The organism is Sorangium sp. So ce693 (genome assembly GCF_051521375.1).
GTDB classification, from domain to species: Bacteria; Myxococcota_A; Polyangia; order Polyangiales; family Polyangiaceae; genus Sorangium; species Sorangium atrum.
This window is the reverse complement of the sequence record NZ_CP150347.1, coordinates 7,659,868-7,680,432: the sequence shown is the minus strand read 5'-3', so window position 1 is coordinate 7,680,432 and position 20,565 is coordinate 7,659,868. Positions and strand designations below refer to the sequence as shown.

Sequence of the window (20,565 nt, the reverse complement as noted above, 5' to 3'; positions counted from 1 at the left end):
AGCCATCGAGCCGGCCGCCGTTCACCGGCGCTTCCCTCAGCGAGGAGGCGGTGTGCAGGTGAAGCACCCGCCGCACTCGTAGTGCTGCGTCGTGGTGCCCCACGCGATCCGGTTGTTGCAGCAGTCGCGGCCGTACTGGCCGACGACCGTGTCGTGGCTCTCGTCGCTGTAAAAGGTGCAATTCCCCCCGGGCGCCGCCGCGCTCGAGGGGACCAGCAGGGCAGTGGTGCCCAACATCGCTGCGCCTGCCGTCAGGGCAGCGAAGAAGTACCGAATGCGGGCAGCAGGGCTGAGACGACGCATGGACGCTCCTCTTGCAATGGGAGGCCATTTCGGCCTCCGAAGTTATGCGAGAGAGCTTAGACCGATTGTTCGGATCGAGCAAGCGCTCCGCGCCGGAGTGGTCTTTGCGGAGCTCTGTAAATATTCATTCGGCGGCAGGAGGGCCGCGCGTCCGCGCGTGATTTCAGGAGATGATGAGAGCGCGCGCGAGCCTCTGCGAGGGCGCCACGGAGGTGTCCCGCAGGCGGTGGAGTGATTGAGGTGTCAAGGAAATTCAGTCGCCCCGATGGGGCTGGGCCGGCGTATCCACGCGGTACGCATCGCGATGGTCGTCGAGCCGAGCGGGCGAACGCCCCCAGCGCGGCGGCGCCGAGGATGGCTGGACTCGGCTGTGGTAAGAAAGCAGGTGTTCGCCATGGCGAGACGGCGCACCGGCCAGCACGACCGCGTCGAGGAGCGGACCGGCGCGGGGCGCGTCGAGGAAGCGAGCGCCGGGGCTGGGCTGGATCCGGCCGGCGGCGCGCTCGCCGGCGGCGGGGAGACGGGGGCGCTGATACGCTCGATCGACTGGTCGCAGACGGCGCTGGGCCCGGTCGAGGCATGGCCCCAGTCGCTGCGGACAGCGCTGTCCATCCTGCTCTCGTCCGAACACCCCATGTTCCTCTGGTGGGGCCGGGAGCTCATCCAGTTTTACAACGACGGCTACCGCCCGATCCTCGGTTCCAAGAAGCACCCGGCCGCCATGGGTCAGGCGGGCCGCGAGTGCTGGAAGGAGATCTGGGAGATCATCGAGCCGATGATCGAGAAGGTCTTCGCGGGAGGGGCCACCTACGTCCGCGATGGCCTGCTCGTCCTCGATCGGCACGGCTTCATGGAGGAGTGCTACTTCAGCTACGGTCAGAGCCCCATCCGGGACGAGAGGGGCGCTGTCGCGGGCATCCTCGTCGCGTGCTCCGAGAGCACAGGGTACATCCTCGGACAGCGACGGCTGCAGATCCTCGGGGCGCTGGCGGCGAGGGCGGCTGACGCCAGGAGCGTTCAGGACGTCTGTCGGGTGATGATGGAGACCCTGGCAGAGGCCGGGCGCGACGTGGCCTTCGCCCTGCTCTATCTCGTGGACGACGACGGCGCGGTCGCCCGGCTCGCGGGGACCGCCGGGCTCGACCCGGGCCACGCGGCGGCGCCGGCGGCGGTGGAGCTCGGCGCGGCGGCCGGCGCGCCGTGGCCGCTGCACCGCGTATTGCGCGAGGACGTGGAGGTGGATCTGTCGGAGCTGCCCGCAGGCGTCGGCTCCCTTCCGGGGGGGCCGTGGCCGGAGGCCGCCCGCCAGGCGGTGGTGCTGCCGCTCCCCCGCGCCGGCAACGGAGGTCGTCCGGCCGGCTTTCTCGTCGTGGGCGCCAGCCCCCGTCTGGTGCTGGACGACGACTACCGCCGCTTCCTGCGGCTCCTGGCCGGCCACGGCGCCGCGGCCCTCCAGAACGCCCGGGCCAGCGAGGAGGAGCGGCGCAGGCTGGACGCGCTCGCCGAGCTCGACCGCGCCAAGACGGTGTTCTTCAGCAACATCAGCCACGAGTTCCGCACGCCGCTCACGCTGATCCTGGGGCCCGTCGAGGACGGCCTCTCGGACGCCGAGCACCCCTTGCCCGCGCCGCAGCGCGACCGCCTCGCGATCATCTACCGCAACAGCCTCCGGCTCCTCCGGCTCGTCAACACGCTGCTCGATTTCTCGCGCATCGAGGCGGGCCGCATCCAGGCCAGCTACCAGCCTACCGATCTCGGCTCCTTCACCGCGGAGCTGGCGAGCTCGTTCCGCTCGCTCATGGATCGGGCCGGCCTCGCCCTCACGGTGGAGTGCCCGCCCCTCTCCGAGCCGGCCTACGTCGACCGCGAGCTCTGGGAGAAGATCGTGCTCAACCTCATCTCGAACGCCTTCAAGTTCACGTTTTCGGGGGGCGTCCGGGTGACGCTGGAGGAGGCCGGGGGGCGGATCGTCCTGTCGGTCGAGGACACGGGCACCGGCATTCCGGAGGAGGAGCTGCCGCGCGTGTTCGATCGGTTCTACCGCGTCGAGGGGGCCAGGGGCCGCAGCTACGAGGGCAGCGGCATCGGCCTCGCGCTGGTGCGAGAGCTCGCGAAGCTCCACGGCGGCAGCGTGGCCGTGGAGAGCCGCCTCGGCGCGGGCAGCCGCTTCTCGGTCGCGATCCCGCTCGGGAAGGCGCACCTGCCCGCGGATCGCATCGACCTCGCCCCCGCGCCGGCCGCGGCGGAGGCGCGCGGCGCGGCGCCCTTCCTCGACGAGGCCGCGCAGTGGGGGCGCGACGAGCGGGCGCCGGATGCCGTGCCGGCGGAGGAGCGCCCGGCCCCGAAGCGGCCGGGGCACATCCTCGTCGCGGACGACAACGCGGACATGCGCGATTACGTGCAGCGGCTGCTCCTCGCCGAGCGGTGGACGGTGGAGGCCGTGGCCGACGGCCAGGCCGCGCTGGAGAGCGCCCGGGTCCACGTCCCGGACCTCGTGCTCACCGACGTGATGATGCCGCGGCTCGACGGCTTCGGCCTGCTCAAGGCGCTGCGCGCCGACGAGCGCACCCGCGGCGTCGCCGTGATGATGCTCTCCGCGCGCGCGGGCGAGGAGGTGCGCGTCGACAGCCTCGGGGCCGGCGCCGACGACTTCCTCGTGAAGCCGTTCTCCGCGAGGGAGCTCCTTGCGCGCGTGCGCATCCACGTGGAGCTCGCGCGCCGACGGAGGGAAGCCGAGGGGCAGCGCCAGTACCTGAACGACCTCTTCATGCAGGCCCCGGGGCCCATCGCGATCCTCCGCGGGCCGGAGCACGTCTTCGAGGTGGTCAATCCGCTCTACCAGCAACTGGTCGGCGGACGAGCGCAGGTGGGCAAGCCCATCCTGGCCGCCCTGCCCGAGCTCCAGGGGCAATCCATCCCGGATCTCCTCTACACCGTGACCCGCACCGGTGAGCCCTTCGTGGGAAGGGAGCTCGCGGTGCGGCTCGATCGCAAGGGCAAGGGCACGACGGAGGAGGGCTTCTTCGACTTCGTCTTCCAGCCGATGCGCGACCGCGACGGGGCGGTCGAGGGCATCTTCGTGTTCGCCTTCGAGGTGACCGACCAGGTGAACGCCCGCCGGCGCGTGGAGGCGCTCGTCGAGGCGCTGAAGCTCGCGGATCAGCGCAAGGACGAGTTCCTCGCGACGCTCGCGCACGAGCTCCGCAACCCGCTGGCCGCCATCAGCCTGTCGCTCACGCTGCTCGGCGATCTGGCGGGCGAGGCGCCCAGGTCGGCGCGCTACCGCGAGATCGCCCGGCGGCAGGTGGGCAACCTCGTGCGCCTGGTGGACGATCTCCTCGACGTGTCGCGCATCACGCGCGGCACGGTGGAGCTGCGCCTGGAGGACGTCGATCTCGCGGCGGCGGTGAGGAACGCCGCCGCCGCGGTGAGCCCGGCCGTAGAGGCGCGGCGCCACGCGCTCTCGGTCGAGGTCGGGCCGGGGGACTTCGGGATGCGGGCCGACGCCACGCGGATCGAGCAGGTGGTCACGAACCTCCTGACGAACGCCGCGAAGTACACGCCGCCGGAGGGAGCCATCTCGGTGCGCCTGACCCGGGAGGCGGCGGGCGGCGCGATCGAGGCCGTGCTGCGGGTGCGCGACACGGGCCGCGGCATCCCGGCGGCGATGCTCGAGCGGGTGTTCGACCTCTTCACGCAGGTCGATCAGACCATCGACCGCAGCACGGGCGGGCTGGGCCTCGGGCTCACGCTGGTGCGGCGGCTGGTGGAGATGCACGGCGGCAGCGTCGTCGCGGAGAGCGCCGGACCGGGCCGGGGCAGCGAGTTCATCGTGCGCCTTCCGCTCGGCCGGGGCGCGGCGCTGCCGCCCCCCGCACTGGGCGCCGAGCCGCCCGCCGCCCCGCCGCCGGCGGAGGCCGCCGAGCGGCGCCGGGTGCTCGTCGTGGAGGACGTGGAGGACGTGCGCCGGGTGATGAGCGAGTTCATCGAGGCGCTGGGGCACGAGGTGACGGTCGCGGTGGACGGGCTGGACGGCGTGACGAAGCTCCTGGAGCTGCGCCCCGAGGTGGCCTTCATCGACATCGGCCTGCCGGGCATCGATGGCCACGAGGTCGCCCGCCGCGCGCGGGCCGCGCCCGGGGGCGACGCGCTCTACCTGGTGGCGTTCTCGGGCTACGGTGGACCCGAGGACCAGGCCACGTCGAGGCAGGCCGGCTTCGACCTGCACCTCACGAAGCCCGTGGGCGGCGCGACGCTGCGGCAGGTGCTCGCCGAGCGGCGCGCGTGAGCGAGCGCGGGCGCGGGCTGGCAGCGCCGCGCCCGCTCACCGCCGGCCGGTCGGCTCATCGCTGCTGCAGCTGCGCGACCAGATCTTCGAGGCGGTCGTAGCTGATGCCCGCGCCCTTGAGCATCCCGGACGCGAGGACGATGTCGCGCACTTCCGTCGACGGATAACGCACCGTGGCCGTGAGCCGCGTCTTTTCGCCCTCGTCGGTGAAGACCGCCGTCACCACCGTGACGGTGTCCGGAAACTGCTCGAAGATCTCGGTGAACACGAGCCGGCTCGTCGGCGTGATCTCCTGGTTCTCGCCGTGGAAGGCGGCCTCGCCCCCGGGGTGGCGGTTCACGAAGCGCCACTTGCCGCCCGGCCGGAGGTCCATCTCGCAGACGGGCACCGAGTAGCCCTCGCCCAGACAGCCCCACCACCGCCTGATGTGCTCGGGCCTCGTCATCGCCTCGAACACGAGGCGCCTCGGCGCGTCGAACAGGCGCGTCATGCGGACCTCGTCCGCCGACGGCGTCGTGACCTGGAAGCTATCGCTGTTCGCTGTTTGGCTCTCGACCATGGCTCTCCTCCTTCGCTCCTTCGTCGAGGCGCCGGCTACGACTGGATCGCCTCGGGGGCCATCCAGACGACCTCCCAGTGGTGACCATCGATGTCGTAGAAGCTCCAGCCGTACATGAAGCCGTGATCCTGCGGATCCATCGCGTGCGACCCGCCCGCCGCGATCGCCTTCTTCACGATCTCGTCGACCTCGGCCCGGCTGCTGCACGAGAGCGCGAACATCCCCTCCGTGTGCGTGCGCGTGTCGCAGATCTCCCGCTTCGTGAAGCCCTTGAAGAACGGCTCCGCGAGGAGCATCACGAAGGCTTCCTGGCTGACGATCATGCAGGCGGCGTTGCTGTCCGTGAACTGCGGGTTGAACTCGAACCCGAGCTTCGCGAAGAACTCCATCGACCGCTTCAGGTCGCGGACGGCCAGGTTGACGAAGATCTTGCGAGCGCTGTTCGTTGTCATGGTCCTCTTCTCCTGTTCGAGCATGGACGCCGGGTGATGCCGGCCACGATCGCGGCCATGAGGGCCGTCGTGCCGGAGTTCACCCCCACAGACCCCCGCCTGCGCCGGGACTCATCGGTCGACCGGAAAAAAAGATCGCCGCCCGATCCGGCCGGGCGCGGGGGCTACGCGGGGAGATCGAGCGGCAGGCCGAACCGCGGGAAGAGCGTCTCGGTGTCGAGGAAGGACGTCATGCTGGCGATGCGGTCCCCCGCGAGCTCGAGCACGATGAGCGCCCAGGCCCGGTGGCCGCCCTCCGGCGCGGGGCGGTACTGGCCGAACGCCGGCGAGCCGCAGGCGGCCGTCGGCACGAGCCGCGAGCCGCGGCAGCCCGCGCCCCGCCCCAGCAGCCACGCGCGGATGGCGTCGGGGCCGCGGAGCCAGAGGGTGAAAGGCGGCATCGACAGGGTCGCGTCCTCGTGCAGCAGCGCCGCGAGCCTGTCCACGTCGTACTGCTCGAAGGCGGTGACGTAGCGGTCGACCAGAGCCGACTCTGGCTCCGGCAGCGTGGCGCGCACATCGCCGAGATCGCGGCTCGCGAGCGTCGCCCGCGCGCGCTGGAGCGCGCTGTTGATCGCGGCGACCGAGGTGCTGAGGCTGTCGGCGACCTCGGCGGCGGACCACCCGAGCACCTCCGTGAGCAGCAGCGCGGCGCGCTGCTTCGGCGGCAGGTGCTGGAGCGCCGCGACGAACGCGAGGCGGATGCTCTGGCGGAGCACCACCCGCTCCGCGGCGTCGATGTCCGCCGGGAGGGCGTGCGCGTCGGGGACGGGCTCCAGCCAGTGCGTGCGCGGGCGCGTCTGGAGCTCGTCGTCCACGGTGCCGACAGGGCCTTCCTCGAGCGGGCGCGCCCGGCGCGCGCGATCGGCCCGCGCGTCGAGGCAGACGTTCGTCGCGATGCGGTACAGCCAGGTGCGCAGCGACGATCGCCCGTCGAACTTGTCGAGGCTCCGCCAGGCGCGCACCATGGTCTCCTGCACGGCGTCGTCGGCGTCGACCACGGAGCCGAGCATCCTGTAGCAGTGCCCGGTGAGCGCCGCGCGGTGTTCCTCGAGCTGATCCACGCTCCCTGACATCGCGCCGACGGTACCATCGGTTTTCCGGCGGATCCACGGTCACGCTCCCTCCGCGCGACATGCGCGCCGAGGGCAGGGCGCTGGTCTCGACTCGGGCGCTTTTTGTCGGCCTGGCCGGCCTGCGGCCGCGCTCGGCCGGCGACACACCCGGGACGGCACGCCGAGTGTCGCGCGATCACGACGCCACGGCCAATCGGCTAGGATGGGCGACGGTCAGGGCGGTGCTGGGGCGCCGCGAGGACTCCGTTCGGCAAATTAGCAACCCTGAACCCGGATATGGACGACCAGGAACTGCAGCGCAGAGTCGGCACAGTGTTGTGCGGGAAGTGGACGATCGAGCAGCTGTTGGGCTCGGGCGGCATGGCCGCTGTTTACGTCGGCGCGCACAGGATCGGGCGGCGAGATGCCATCAAGATCCTGCACCCCGAGATCGCGCGCATGCCCGAGCTGCGTGCGCGGTTCGATCAGGAAGCGCAAGCCGTCAATCGATTCGTCCATCCCGGCGCGGTGGAGATACGCGATATCGACACGACGGCGGACGGCTGCCCGTTCCTCGTCATGGAGCTGCTCGATGGTGAGTCGCTCGCCGGGTACGGAAGGCGCCTGGGCAGGATGGACATGGCCGAGCTGCTGGCCATGGTGGACGGGCTGCTGGACGTGCTGGCAGCGGCCCATGCGCACGGCATCATCCACCGCGACATCAAGCCAGACAACCTGTTCCGCCTCCGCGACGGGCGCCTGAAAGTGCTCGACTTCGGCGTCGCCCGCGTCAGGCAGGCCGCGGCCGACTACGTCCGGACGCGCACGGGAACGACGCTCGGCACGGTCGCCTACATGCCACCGGAGCAAGTCAGAGGCGACGAGATCGACGCGCGTGCCGACCTGTTCGCGGTCGGAGCGACGATGTTTCGTCTGATCACGAAGCGGCGCATCCATGACGCGAGCTCTGACACCGATCTGGTCGTCAAGATGGCCACGCTGCCTGCGCCGCCGCTCGCGAGCGTCGCTCCGGAGACCCCGCAGTGGGTGTGCGCCGTCGTCGATCGCGCGCTCGCGTTCGACCGAGGCGAGCGCTACCCGAGCGCGACGGTCATGCAGCAGGACGTGCGCGCGGTCCTCGCCGGTCAACCGCCCGCTTTTGCCCTGCGGTTCGGCGCGGCCGGGGCCCCCGCGGCGGATCCGCTCAGCACCGCCACGACGGTGTGGATGCCGCAGGGGCTCGCCCCTTCCTCGGCCGTCTCGGTGCGCGCCTCGGGCGCCGGTGGCCTGCATCCCGCCTCGCCGCCGGCAGGTGACATGGGGAGCGTCATCCGCGATGTCTCCATCGCCAGCGCCCCGAATAGGTCGAGCGCGCAGGGCGTCCCGGGCGGCGGATCGGCCGTCGCTCCGGCGCGTGCCCCCTCACCGGCGGCGTCGGGGTTCACCCAGGCGACGCAGTGGACGGCGACCACGGTACGTGGACGGAGGCTGCGATGGGCCGTGCTGGCGTTTCCGCTGCTCGCCGCAGGCGTGCTCGCCGCCGTGGTTCTCCGTGCGGTGAACGTCGAGCCCGACGCGAGATCGCCGGGGGCGACCGGCGCGCAGCGACCGGCGGCCTCACCGCCCGCCAAGGTTCCCGGTGGCCCGGCGGCGGATCGCCCCCTGGCAAAGGCTCCGGATCCCGGCCCCGAGAAGAAGGGCGACACGAGAGCTCGCCTCCCTGGCCCATCGAGCCGCGGCCCCGAGGAAGGGCGCGGCGCGTCGCAGCGGACCAGCTGTATGCTGACAAACGACTGCGATCACGTGTGCGATGAACCGTGCCAGATTGCTTGTCAGGACGGGACCGTCTGCGACATCGGGGCGCGCCGAGACGCGCTGGTGAACTGCATGGGATCGGGGATGCACAAGATCTGGTGCGAAGGTGATTGCTCGGTCAATTGCATGACGAGCGCTCCATGTCTGGTGTACTGCACGCCTGGCTCCGATTGCGTCATCGGCACGTGTCTCGGGCAGATAGAAGCCTGTCCTGGCAACGTCATGGCCTGCGGGGCCCCATGCCCCGACTGATCGTCGCGTCGCGCTCATGCGCTGCTGTCATGGCGTCTGCGAGGAGGGCGCCGCGGCACGCGCGCTCGACCGCGCCGTGGCGGTCCGCCGGGCGCGGGATCAAGGGCATCCGCGCCCGCGAAAAGTCCAGTGGAAACGACGCTTGCGGCGATGGGCGTGGCGCATCGCGATGGCCGCTTCGACGCTGCTGGGCCTTTCGCGATCGCTCCTGGTGAACGGGATGGTACCATCCGCCCGCTCGATGGACGACGAGGAGCTCGCGGCGCGGCGCATCGGCACCCAGATCGGGACCTGGACGGTGGAGCGCGTGCTCGGTGGCGGCGGGATGGCGAGCGTCTTCCTTGGCCGGCGCGCTGACGGCTGCGTCGCGGCGGTGAAGGTCCTGCACCCGTCGCTGAGCCAGATCGAGGAGCTCCGGAAGCGCTTCCTGCGCGAGGGCCCGATCGGCAGCGCCCTGGCGGCTGTCGGCCCCCTCTGCGAGGGGCTGCCGCTCGTGCTGGAGTCGGGCGTCGCGGACGACGGCGCCGCTTACCTTGCGATGGAGGTGCTCGAGGGCGAGACGGTCTTCGACCGCATGGCCCGGGTGGGGACGCTCGCGGTGGGCGAGGTGCTGGCGCTCGCCGAGCGGGTCCTCGATGTGCTGGTCGTGGCGCACGCGTACGGCGTCGTTCACCGGGACATCAAGCCCGAGAACCTGCATATCGGGAGCGATGGGCGGGTGAAGGTGCTCGATTTCGGGATCGCCCGCGTGCTCGATCCGCTTCCTTTCGGGATGGGGGAGCTGCCGGAGAAGACGGCCACGAAGACGGGCGTGGCGCTCGGCACGTGCGAGTACATGGCGCCAGAGCAGGCGAGGGGGATGGTCCGCGAGATCGACGGCCGGACCGACGTCTTCGGCCTGGGCGCCACGATGTTTCGGCTGCTCTCCGGTCGCGCGATCCACGGCCACGTGGCCGACGCGCGCCTGCTCATCGCCGCGGCGACGGCGCGGGCGCCGTCGCTCGCGCAGTGCGCGCCGGACGTGCCCTCGGAGGTGTGCGACGTCGTGGATCGTGCCCTCGCGTTCGACAAGGCCGAGCGTTACCCGGACGCGGCGACGATGCGCGCCGACGTCCGCGCGGTGCGGTCGGGCCGCCTGCCGCCCTACGTCGTGGCCGTCGAGGAAGGGCGGATCCCGGCGGGGGCCCCGCTTCCGCGTCGCTGAGGGAGCTCACCTCGCGAAGGGCGCCCTGCGCGGCCGTGGCGCGCGTCCGCGGCGGGGGACCGAACCGACGGGGCTCATGGAGCTGCCGCCGAGCGACGAGCCCGCTCTCTCGATGTGGCCTTATTTGAGTCTCTGTCAGCTGAGCAGGATGGCGATCAAGAGCGCGACGCTGAGCAAGAGCGATACGACGATGGACGCAATGAGCCACGGCCGCATCGCCGGCGAGCTCCACCTGGACGCGAGCGATGTCGCGCTCGTCGGGTGCCCCGGAGCACCGGGCTGCATCGCAACGGTCGGCTCGAGCTGCCTCGGCGCGTTCTCCGTCGCCGCAATGGCCCCGTCGATGGCCGCGATCACGTTCGTAGCCGTCGGATAGCGCTGGATTGGGTCTCGCTGGACGAGCCGCATCACGAGCGCCTCCACTTCGGGGCGGATGCCTGATCCCGGAGCACGCTGGCGGAGGGGGGGCGCATCCTCGACGAGCCGCTTCCGGAAGGAAGATTGGCCGTCGCTCGCGTCGAACGGGCTTCTCCCGGACAGCATTTCGTACAAAATGATTCCAAGCGCATAAAGATCTGCGCGAGCATCGACGGCATCCATGCCGCGCACGGCCTCCGGCGCGAGATAGCTGAGCGTGCCGAGGACCTGGTCGGCAGCGGTGAGGTCCTGGCCTTTGCGCGCGGCCTCGCGGCTCTCCGTGGACAGGAGCTCTACGTTCACCTTGGCGAGGCCGAAATCGATGAGCTTCACCTGATCACGGGCGCCGAGAAGGACGTTCTGCGGCTTCACATCGCGGTGCACGATCCCCTTCGCGTGCACCGCCTCCAGAGCAGACGCGATCTGCCGCGCGATGTGGAGCGCGCGCCGCGCGGGGAGCGGTGCCGAGGCGATCACGTCCTGGAGCGGGGTGCCCTCGACATACTCGAGGACGAGAAAATGCGACCGATCCGCGAGCTGACCGAAGTCGCTTGCGGAGACCACGTTCGGATGCTGGATATGCGCCCCCGCGATCGCCTCGCGCTCGAACCGCGCCACGATCTGGGGGAGGTTCCTGGCGCTCGGCTGGAGGACTTTGATCGCGACCTGCTTGCGGAGGTGCACCTGCTCGCCGCGGTACACGGCTCCCATGCCGCCCTCCCCGATGAGCTCGTTGACGCGGTACCGCTCCGAGATCAAGCTCCCGATCAGCGCTGGCGCTCTGTTGTCTGAGCGCACCAACGTGGGTGCGTCGTCCGACCACGGCCGCGCCGCAGTCTCAATTTCTTCCACCAGCGCCGAGCTTGTGAGCTCAACGACGGATGCGTCGCCTTGTCTCCCGAGCATCGGCACCGTGACGTCGTCGGTGCTTGAGGGCCCCTTGGGTGGGATTGTCCCTGGCATGCCGAGGACTGTACACGCACAAAGGCGCTGAGAGCGGAGGAACCGCGCCGCCGTCCGAGTGGACATCCTGCTCAATCCACCGTCCGTACGGAAAATCTGTGCAGTTCCGCGATGTTCGTGGATCTGGTTCCGTACGCCGACATCAGCCTACAGGGATGTCCACAGTGCATCGAACCGTAGCTCGCTGGTCGCCGCCCGCATCGCGGGAACCTCCAGCCCCGAAGGCATGATGAAGACATCGGGGGACAGCGATCGAAGAGTTGGGCGGCTGGGTGCTCTTCGGCACGCCGCCACGGCGCAAGACGAGGCCGCCGCACCTCACAAAGCTATTCCCATTGAAGCTCGGAAGGGTGGTAGGCTTTGAGGCCCTCAATCGGAATGGGCCCATCGGGGGTGCCGCTGCACACTTTGACGCCCTCGTCATTCGTGCGTACTGGATAGGCGTGTTTCAGTTTCGAGGTGACGCAAAATGGATATTTGCCATCTTTGACGAGGAGGCGATACTTGCTATTGGGCGCGGGCCGGCGCGTCGATGGGGGCGCAGCGGTCGAGGACGGCGTGGATGGCGTGGATGGCGTGCTGGTAGTGGAAGACGTGGCCATCGTGCCAGAGCTACCGCTCGCCTTGTCCTCTTGCGATGTCTCGTCGTCCGCGCTCTCACGAGTGCCTTCGTCGGAGCCTCGCGAACGAACAACGAAGAAGACAGCGGCGAGGCAAACGGCGACAGCAAACGAGGCAATCACTGCAATCATCAAGAGTGGCGAATTCGAGCTCGCCCGTGGGCTGGTTGCAGCAGATTGAGGCGGCACGGGTACGACCATCGGTGCCTGCATCGCTTGGCCGGGAGCAGGAGCGGCCATCGTCGGGCCATCGACGCTGATGGGAGACGACACGTCGGCTCGGATCGACACCGGGGCTGGCGCGTGAGGGGTCGCATTGGCGCCCAAGACTCGCTCGATGTCTTCGCGCATGGCGCGGGCCGTCGGATAGCGGCGCGATGGATCGAAAGCGAGCGCGCGATCGACGATGGCGCAAACCTCTGGGCTGACAGAGGGGGCAACGGTGCGCAGGGCCGGCGCAGGCTGCGTCGCCATTTTGATGAGGAGCTCGCTTTCCATGGAGCCCTCGTGCACACGGCGTTTTGCTAGGATTCGAAACATCGTCGCGCCAACGGCGAAGACGTCGGCCCGCCCATCGATCTGGCCACCCGTGAGCTGTTCGGGCGACATGTAAGGTATAGTCCCGAGCATCGCGCCGGTGCGTGTATGAACGTTGGAGCCGCCCTGTTGCATTCGAGCGATCCCGAAGTCGAGGACCTTGACGCCGCCTGAAGAGGTCAAAAACAGATTGTCAGGCTTGATGTCTCGATGGACGATGCCGAGCCCGTGCGCGACTTCGAGCACCTCGAGCACGGTCGAGACAACGCGGAGCAGCTCGCGCTCCTCGATGCCGCCGGAGCCGTGGGCGCGCTTGCCGAGCGATTCACCGTCGAGCAACTCCATCACCAGGAACGGCGAGCCATCTTCGCTCGTATCAATGTCGAGGACATTGACGGCTGCGGGGTGACCGAGCTGGTTTACCGCGAGCGCCTCTTGCTCGAACCTGGCTCGAAGCTCCTTCGAGACCGCGATTTCCGGATGGAGGATTTTGATCGCGCAGCGCCGGCCGATCCTGTGTGTCGCCTCGTAAACCGCAGCCATACCGCCGACGCCGATGAGCGAATCGATGCGCCATTTGCCCCGGAGGACCGTTCCGATTCGTGCTGTACAGTGTGCCAGCTGGGGATCATCATTCATCGAGGTTCAGGCTCCAATGTATCCCGGATGCGAGGAGCTGAACAACATGCTCGGCGCGGCCACGGGGAGCGCCGGCGCGCGCCCTCGCGGATCCGCGCCGGAGCCGCAAGCGCCCGCGCCGGCGGCTTTCCGCGCCCCGCGGTTCGGGCGAGCATGGGGCCATGAGCATCGACCGCGCCGTGCTGGAGCAGCTCGATCGGGTCGGCGCCCGCCTCTCCGAGGGCAAGGCGCTCCGGCTGCTCGAGGACATCGCCTGGCCTCGCGAGGTCGAGGAGCGCTTCTTCGCCGCCGGCGAGGACCGCCTCCCCGAGATCGAGCACCGCGTGGATCGCGACGGGCTCGCGCGGCGCATCGCCGAGCTGCGCGAGCTGCTCGGATCGATCGACGGCGACGCGCCCGCGCTCGGCTGGCTGCGGGACAACGTCCGCGCGCAGATCCAGGCCGCGGAGCTGCTCGAGGCGGCGGGGACCCGCGAGTTCGCCGAGCGGTCGCGGGCGCTCTACGGCGGCGCGCGCTCGCGGTTCTTCGGCGGCGAGGTCCGCAACATCGACCTCGCCGAGCACCTCACGGCGCGCCTGCGCGTCCACGGCTGGGACGAGGCCAGCGATCCCGAGGAGGAGCCGCTCGACGCCGGCGCGCTCCGGGATCTGCTCGCCGCCCGCGTCGCCGCGCGGACGCCGCCGCTCGACCTCGAGATCGTGCTCGACCCGCGGATCACGGCCAAGGTGGTGGCCGGCATGAGCCGCGTCCGCATCCGCCCGGAGGCCACGTTCGCGCCCTGGGAGGCCGAGGGGCTGTGGCACCACGAGGTGGAGACGCACGCGCTCACCGCGCACAACGGCGCGGCGCAGCCGCGGTGCGCGTTCCTGCGGTCGGGCGGCCCGCGCACCACGCGCACGCAGGAGGGGCTCGCCATCTTCGCCGAGCTGTACAGCCGCTCGCTCTCCATCGGCCGCCTCACCCGGCTCGCCGAGCGGGTGCGGCTCGTGGACATGGCCGAGCAGGGCGCGAGCTTCCTCGATCTCTACAGGTACCTGCGCGAGCGCGGCGCCGGCCGCCGCGACGCCTATTTCGACGCCCAGCGCGTCTGCCGCGGCGGGCTCGTCGAGGGCGGCGCGCCCTTCACGAAGGACGCCTGCTACCTGGCCGGCCTGCTCGAGGTCTATGCCTTCCTGGCCGCGGTCCTGCGCGGCGGCCTGCGCGACGAGGTGGAGCTGCTCGTCTGCGGCCGGATCGCGCTCGACGACATCGCGGTGCTGGCGGAGTTGCGCGCGGCCGGCGTGCTGGAGCGGCCGCGCTACCTGCCGGGCTGGCTTCGCGCCTGGCAGACGTTGCTGCCTTATTTCGCGTTCACCTCGTTCATGGATGGCATCGACCTCGGCCCGGTGGAGCGGCACTTCCAGGAGCTGCTCCGCGTGGCCGCCGAGGCGCGGCCGGTCGGGGACGGGGAGGGGAGCAAGCGCCGCGGCCGGCCGCGGGCGGGGTGAGCGCGCCGCGATCGCGGGCGTAAGCCGGCGAGCGGGACGCGACGGATGTCCCTGCGCCACGGTTGAGGTATGCCGCTCGTCGATGGGACGAGTCCATTCCCGTTTCGCGCATCCCTCCGCGCCCCCGGCGCACGTGTCTTCCACTTCCGTGGCGGCGGTGCGCCGCCGCCTCGTCGCGTGGGCGCTCGCCCTTGCCGGCGCGGTGCTCGCGTCGAGCGCGGCCGCGCAGGCGCCGGCGGAGGGCGCGGACCGCACGCCGCCCCCGCATCTCGCGCCCTCCGCGCCCCCTGCCGCGCCGGCCGTGGAGGGGCTCCCGCCGCAGGCCATGTGGGAGGCGACGGTCGCTGCGTACGAGGCGAGGATCAAGGCGCTCAAGCACGAGGCGGACGCCGTCCACGATTTTGTTGAAGACGAGGACATGCGAGACGCCCACGGGCGCCAGATCGAGCTGGAGATCGAGGCGACGAAGAGAGAGCTCCGCGACTTCGTGGAGCGGACGACCGAGCGGAACAGCACGGTCATGATGGTCTCGGGCATCGTCCTCGCGAGCCTCGGAGCAGCCGCCCTCGTCACCGGCGCGGTGCTGATCACCGCGAACCACGACGAGGCCGCCACGGAGCACCGTGACACGTACACGGTGGCCCTGGCGACGGCGGCCGGGGGCGTGGCTGCGGTTGGCGTCGGCCTGCCGCTCTACGTGATCGGCAAGAAGCGGGTGCTGCGGAAAGGGCTCGATACGCGCGGGCCGGCCGCAGCGCGCCTCCTCGTCGGTCCGGGCGCCGTCGGCGCGTCGCCTGGAGCGGTCCCCCTCGGCGTGGGGCTGCGCTTGACGTTCTGATCGGTGGCTCGGGGCGCCCGTGCGAGCTCCTGCCGCTCGTGGAGCGGGGGGAGAAGCAGAAGTGTAATAATGAGGAGAGGAGCGCTCCGCGAGGACAGCGCTCCTCCGAAGACACAGAAAATGGGGTGGGGGAATTCCTCCCCCCTGCCGGAATGATGGAACCGCCAAGACGCCACAAGACGCCAAGATTTTGTGGTTTTTGGGCGTCTTGTGGCGTCTTGGCGGTTCAAAAGACCCCACTTTCGGCCGAAGCACCCCACCACCAGAAAGTGCTGGGCGATCTCTGGCTCCGGTGCTAGCGTTGCTGTCGACGCGTCGCCCGCGTCAATCATGCGCACTTTCCTCTGATACCACCGCTCCGTCACGCGGCCCCGAAGGGGAAGCGCCTGTTGCCCAGGTAGGCACGGCGCCCTTCTGCTGCCGCACGTGAGCAGCCACGACGGCCGCCCGCAGCCTTCCCGCGCGGGCGTGGGTCGTGTGCTCGTGGGACGGAGCGTGGCCGAAATGCGAACGAGTCCGATGCGCTGGAGGTCGCTGACCTCGCGGTCGCACGCTCTCGCTCGCTGGCCGCTCGCGCGAAGCACCGAGCCGGATGGTTCGTGGCGCGGCGGTCCGACTCGCCATCTCCCCTGACGGCGAGGCGCTGAGGCGCCTTGCGAGGGGGCGTGTGGTGATGCGGACCGCCCTGCCCCGGCGATGCGTGGAGGTGCGTCCATCGCGCGAGAGCGCCAGTCGAGCGGCCTTTGGGCGGCGTCCATGGCCAGCGTCCGTCGCGGCATCGGTGTGCCTGCAGTCCGGGGTCGTACGATGAATGGAGGGTATATGAGAGCCGGTTCTTCGAAGGGTTCGTTCAGCCTTGGTGCTCTTTCTGCTGTGGTGATGAGTGATCGAATGGAGGATTCCATGACGGAGCGACCCGCGTATCTCCCCGAGCGCGCACTGCAGCTCGGCTCGGCCAAGACGCCCGAGCGGCGCCCGCCGCAGACGGGGCCTGTCCCCGCGCCGAAGCCCGCGCACCGCGAGCCCCGCCCGCCGAGCAAGCTCCCCCACCAGGACCGCTCCCGGCCGGCGCTGAACATCCCGCAGCGCCGCCGCATGGGCGTGCAGAGGTAGATCCGCTGCCGCTCCGGCGCCGGAGCGCCGCCAACGGGCGGCGGTCCGGCCGTGCGCTCCGGCGGCGTGGGGGCGGAAGGCCTAGACTTCCGCGACTCCACGCCGTCCGGCGGCGCCATGACGGCTCCGATCGTGATTGGGCCTGGGCGAGGGCTGCGGTAAGACCTCGCCACCCGCGCGGCCCGGCAGCCTGTGGCCCCGCAGAGGCCCGATCATGATCCAAGCCGAACCGTTCGAAGCCCGCCTCGTCGCCGTCCGGCCTCTCAGCCCCTTCGTGCGAGAGCTCTCGTTCGAGCGCAGCGACGGCAGGGCGTTCCTGTTCGAGGCCGGGCAATGGGTCAACCTCATCCTCCCGCTCCCGGGCGGTGAGGTGAAGCGCGCCTACTCGATCGCCTCTGCGCCCGACGGCTCGCCTCGCTTCGATCTGGCGGTCACCCGGGTGGAGGGCGGGGCCGGCTCGGAGTACCTGCACCGGCTGGAGCCCGGCGCGACGCTCCGCGCCGTCGGCCCGCACGGGCTCTTCACGCGCGATCCCGAGAGCCCAGCGCCCTCGCTGTTCGTCGCCACCGGCACCGGCGTCACGCCGCTCCGGAGCATGCTGCACGCGTCGCTGCGCGCCGGGGCGGCCGCGCACCTGTGGGTCCTGTTCGGCGCGCGCTTCGAGGAGGACGTCATCTACCGCGACGAGCTCGAGGCGCTCGCGCGTGGCTCGGACCGGATCCGCTACGAGATCACGCTCTCGCGCGGCGGCCCGTCCTGGCCGGGCCGCCGCGGCTACGTGCAGGCGCACGTGCCCGAGCTCTACCGGGAGCTCGCCGGGGTGAGCGGGGATCCGGCCCCGCACGTCTACATCTGCGGCCTCGATCGGATGGTCTCGCTCGTCCGCGAGCTTGCCCGCGGCGAGCTCGGCGTCCCCCGCAAGCACGTCCACGTCGAGCGCTACGACTGAGCCGCCGCCTCGGCTGGCGCGTCGACGTCGAGCGCTACGACTGAACCGCCGCCTCGGCGGGCGCGTCGACGTCGAGCGCTACGACTGAGCCGCCGCCTCGGTGGGCGCGTCGAGCGCGTCGAGGTCGAGCGCCGCGATGGAGCCGCCGGGCTCTCCAGGACGGAGGCGCCGATCCCGGGCGGACGCGAGCGTGGATCGCCCTCCGGTGACGCGGCGCGCCTTGAGCGTTACCCTGGGTACGACGTAGGATGCGCGCCCCCGCGGGCGGTACCTGCGGGGTCAGTTTTGCAGGTGATCACGTGACGACCAAGAAGACGTTCCGCACCATCGATCCAGCGACGCTCCCGAAGCATTTCGACTCGCCCGTCGCCGAGCAGCGCCTGGCCGACGCGTGGGAGGCCGACGGGACGTACCGTTATGACCCCTCGCGCCCCCGCGAGGAGACCTTCGTGGTCGACACGCCTCCGCCGACCGCCTCGGGCTCGCTGCACATCGGCCACGTCTTCAGCTACACGCACACCGACGTCATCGTCCGGCAGCGCCGGATGCTCGGGTTCAACATCTTCTATCCCATGGGCTGGGACGACAACGGCCTGCCCACCGAGCGGCGCGTGCAGAACTATTTCCACGTCCGCACGGACGTGCGCACGCCGTACGAGCGCGGCCTCTCGCTGCCGCAGGCGGCGCCGGAGGCGCTCAAGAAGGAGCCGCCGCGCATCGTGTCGCGGCCGAACTTCATCGAGCTCTGCCACAAGGTCACGCGCGAGGACGAGCAGGTCTTCAAGGCGCTCTTCCGCCGGGTGGGCCTCTCGGTCGACTGGCAGTACGAGTATGCCACCATCGATGATCACTGCCGCAAGACGGCGCAGCTGTCGTTCCTGGATCTGCACGAGAAGGGCCACCTCTACTCGGTCTTCGCGCCCACGATGTGGGACGTCGATTTCCAGACCGCGGTCGCGCAGGCGGAGGTCGAGGATCGCCCGCAGTCCGGCGCGTTCCACGACATCGCGTTCGCGGTGGAGGGCACGGGCGAGCAGCTCGTCATCGCGACGACGCGCCCGGAGCTGCTCGCGGCCTGCGTCGGCGTGACGGCGCACCCCGAGGATCCGCGGTATCAGCACCTCTTCGGCAAGACGGCGCTCACGCCGATCTTCCGCGCGCCGGTGCCGATCTTCCCGAGCACGCTCGTGGATCGCGAGAAGGGCACGGGCATCCTGATGGTCTGCACCTTCGGTGACGCGACGGACGTGATCTGGTGGCGGGAGCAGAAGCTCCCTCTCCGCCAGATGCTCGGCAAGAACGGCCGTGTCCTCCCGGTGACGTTCGGGGAGGGCGACTGGCAGAGCCGCGATCCGGCCGCCGCGAACGCGGCGTATGCCCCGCTCCAGGGCAAGGGAGTGAAGCAGGCGCGCACGGCCGTCGTCGAGCTGCTCCGCCGCGACGAGCACGCGGCGGTGGCGGGTGCGGGCCCGGCGCTGCGGGGCGAGCCGAAGCCGATCGAGCGGGCAGTGAAGTTCTTCGAGAAGGGCGATCAGCCGCTCGAGTTCGTGCCCACGCGGCAGTGGTTCGTGCGGCTCGCGGACAAGAAGGAAAAGCTCCTCGAGTTCGGCGACAAGATCGAGTGGCACCCGGATTTCATGCGCCTCAGGTACCGCAACTGGACCGAGGGGCTCCAGGGCGACTGGTGCATCAGCCGCCAGCGGTATTTCGGCGTGCAGTTCCCGGTCTGGTATCCGCTCGACGCCGAGGGCAACCCGGATCACGGTAGGCCGCTGCTCGCGACGCGCGAGATGCTCCCGGTCGATCCGACGGTCGACGTGCCGCCCGGGTACGACGCGTCTCAGCGGGACAAGCCGGGCGGCTTCACGGCGGAGTCCGACGTGTTCGACACGTGGTTCACGAGCTCGCTCACGCCGCAGATCAGCTCGCACTGGGGGCTCGACGAGGGGCGCCACGCGCGGCTGTTCCCGGCCGATCTGCGCCCGCAGGCGCACGACATCATCCGGACGTGGGCGTTCTACACGATCGCGAAGGCGATGCTGCACGAGGCGTCGGTGCCGTGGCGTCATATCGCGATCTCGGGGTGGATCCTGGACCCCGATCGCAAGAAGATGTCGAAGAGCAAGGGCAATGTCGTGACGCCGATGCACCTGCTCGACAACTACTCGTCGGATGCGGTCCGCTACTGGTCGGCGAGCGCGCGGCTCGGCACGGACACGGCGTTCGACGAGAAGGTGCTGAAGATCGGCAAGCGCCTCGTGACGAAGATCTGGAATGCGGGCAAGTACGTGCTCAGCCAGTCTGCGGAGGTCCATCCGGTCTCCGAGGAGCTGGACCGGGCGTTCTTGCACAAGCTGTCGGCGGTGGTGGCGGACGCGACGCGCTCGTTCGAGGCGCAGGAGTTCGCGGCGGCGCTCGAGCGGACGGAGGATTTCTTCTGGCGCTGGTTCACCGACGCGTACCTGGAGCTGGCCAAGGCGCGTGCGCGCGGCGAGGGCGGCGCTGGCGACGCGGCGCGGGGCTCGGCGGTGGCTGCGCTGCGGCTCGGGCTCTCGGTGCTGCTGCGGCTGTTCGCGCCGGTGCTTCCGTACATCACCGACGAGGTCTGGGCCTGGGTGTACGCGGAGGAGACGGGGCAGCGGTCGATCCACCGGGCGAAGTGGCCGGCGGCGAGGGATTTCGCGGAGGTCGCGGCGCCGGCGGACGCGGGGCTCCTGGAGCTGGCGGCTGCGGCGATGGCGGCGGTCAACAAGCGGAAGAGCGAGCTCGGCGCGAGCGTGGGGCGCGTGGTGACGCATCTGGCGCTGGGGGCGAACGCGGCGACGCTGGCGCGGCTGAAGCCGGCGCTGGGGGACGTGCTCGCGGCGGTGCGGGCGGGGGCGCACGAGCTCGTGGAGCGGGCGGAGCTGGCGGACGGCGAGGTCCAGGTGGTGCGCTGCGAGCTGGAGGTGGCGGCTGCGGCGGCGGCCGGGACGGGGGAGGCTGCGGCGGCTACGGAGTAGAGTCGCGGGTTCTGATTCGCCCGGCCCTCGCGG

14 protein-coding genes are annotated in these 20,565 nt (G+C 70.6%); 8 read left to right on the top strand and 6 right to left on the bottom strand.

The genetic code is table 11. The features are described from left to right. Positions 1-36: 36 nt before the first annotated feature. Positions 37-303 carry a DUF6289 family protein gene (locus tag WMF14_RS28530; protein ID WP_272094059.1) on the bottom strand — a complete coding sequence of 89 codons (267 nt, stop codon included), beginning with the start codon at positions 301-303 and terminating at the stop codon, positions 37-39. 394 nt (positions 304-697) lie between these two features. Here WMF14_RS28530 and WMF14_RS28525 point away from each other — a divergent pair, with 394 nt between their 5' ends. Next, positions 698-4,591, top strand: coding sequence for an ATP-binding protein (locus WMF14_RS28525; RefSeq protein ID WP_437791032.1), 3,894 nt, complete (start codon positions 698-700; stop codon positions 4,589-4,591). A gap of 55 nt (positions 4,592-4,646) precedes the next feature. On the opposite strand, the gene WMF14_RS28520 is transcribed toward WMF14_RS28525, so the two are convergent. From WMF14_RS28520 to WMF14_RS28510, 3 genes are all read right to left on the bottom strand, one after another. After that, entirely contained in the window at positions 4,647-5,150 is a 504-nt protein-coding gene (locus WMF14_RS28520; protein ID WP_437791031.1) for an SRPBCC family protein, read from the bottom strand. A 35-nt stretch (positions 5,151-5,185) separates the two neighbouring features. Further along, a complete protein-coding gene (locus WMF14_RS28515) occupies positions 5,186-5,602 on the bottom strand; it encodes a VOC family protein (protein ID WP_272094056.1) in 417 nt (138 codons plus the stop codon). A gap of 164 nt (positions 5,603-5,766) precedes the next feature. Further along, on the bottom strand, positions 5,767-6,717 hold the full coding sequence (locus WMF14_RS28510) for a sigma-70 family RNA polymerase sigma factor (protein WP_437791029.1): 951 nt from the start codon (positions 6,715-6,717) through the stop codon (positions 5,767-5,769). Between the two features lie 276 nt (positions 6,718-6,993). Between WMF14_RS28510 and WMF14_RS28505 the strand changes: the two genes are divergently transcribed. Together WMF14_RS28505 and WMF14_RS28500 are read left to right on the top strand one after the other, a co-directional pair. Next, the gene (locus WMF14_RS28505; protein WP_437791027.1) at positions 6,994-8,763 is read left to right on the top strand and encodes a serine/threonine protein kinase; all 1,770 of its coding nucleotides are present in this window, start codon (positions 6,994-6,996) and stop codon (positions 8,761-8,763) included. Positions 8,764-8,932: 169 nt separating this feature from the next. Beyond that, positions 8,933-9,967 carry a serine/threonine-protein kinase gene (locus WMF14_RS28500; protein ID WP_437791025.1) on the top strand — a complete coding sequence of 345 codons (1,035 nt, stop codon included), beginning with the start codon at positions 8,933-8,935 and terminating at the stop codon, positions 9,965-9,967. 135 nt (positions 9,968-10,102) lie between these two features. On the opposite strand, the gene WMF14_RS28495 is transcribed toward WMF14_RS28500, so the two are convergent. Continuing rightward, positions 10,103-11,143, bottom strand: coding sequence for a serine/threonine-protein kinase (locus WMF14_RS28495; RefSeq protein ID WP_437791024.1), 1,041 nt, complete (start codon positions 11,141-11,143; stop codon positions 10,103-10,105). A 530-nt stretch (positions 11,144-11,673) separates the two neighbouring features. Then, the gene (locus tag WMF14_RS28490) at positions 11,674-13,143 is read right to left on the bottom strand and encodes a serine/threonine protein kinase (RefSeq protein WP_437791022.1); all 1,470 of its coding nucleotides are present in this window, start codon (positions 13,141-13,143) and stop codon (positions 11,674-11,676) included. 161 nt (positions 13,144-13,304) lie between these two features. On the opposite strand from WMF14_RS28490, the gene WMF14_RS28485 reads away from it, so the two are divergent. From WMF14_RS28485 to valS, 5 genes are all read left to right on the top strand, one after another. Then, positions 13,305-14,630, top strand: a complete 1,326-nt coding sequence (locus WMF14_RS28485; RefSeq protein ID WP_437791020.1) for a flavohemoglobin expression-modulating QEGLA motif protein — start codon at positions 13,305-13,307, stop codon at positions 14,628-14,630. Between the two features lie 133 nt (positions 14,631-14,763). Further along, positions 14,764-15,468 carry a hypothetical protein gene (locus tag WMF14_RS28480; RefSeq protein ID WP_437791018.1) on the top strand — a complete coding sequence of 235 codons (705 nt, stop codon included), beginning with the start codon at positions 14,764-14,766 and terminating at the stop codon, positions 15,466-15,468. A 903-nt stretch (positions 15,469-16,371) separates the two neighbouring features. Next, complete coding sequence (locus WMF14_RS28475) at positions 16,372-16,581, top strand: hypothetical protein (RefSeq protein ID WP_437323130.1); 210 nt, start codon at positions 16,372-16,374, stop codon at positions 16,579-16,581. A 214-nt stretch (positions 16,582-16,795) separates the two neighbouring features. Then, on the top strand, positions 16,796-17,530 hold the full coding sequence (locus WMF14_RS28470; protein WP_437791016.1) for a ferredoxin--NADP reductase: 735 nt from the start codon (positions 16,796-16,798) through the stop codon (positions 17,528-17,530). A gap of 299 nt (positions 17,531-17,829) precedes the next feature. Then, on the top strand, positions 17,830-20,532 hold the full coding sequence (gene valS / locus WMF14_RS28465; RefSeq protein ID WP_437791015.1) for a valine--tRNA ligase: 2,703 nt from the start codon (positions 17,830-17,832) through the stop codon (positions 20,530-20,532). Positions 20,533-20,565 lie beyond the last annotated feature (33 nt).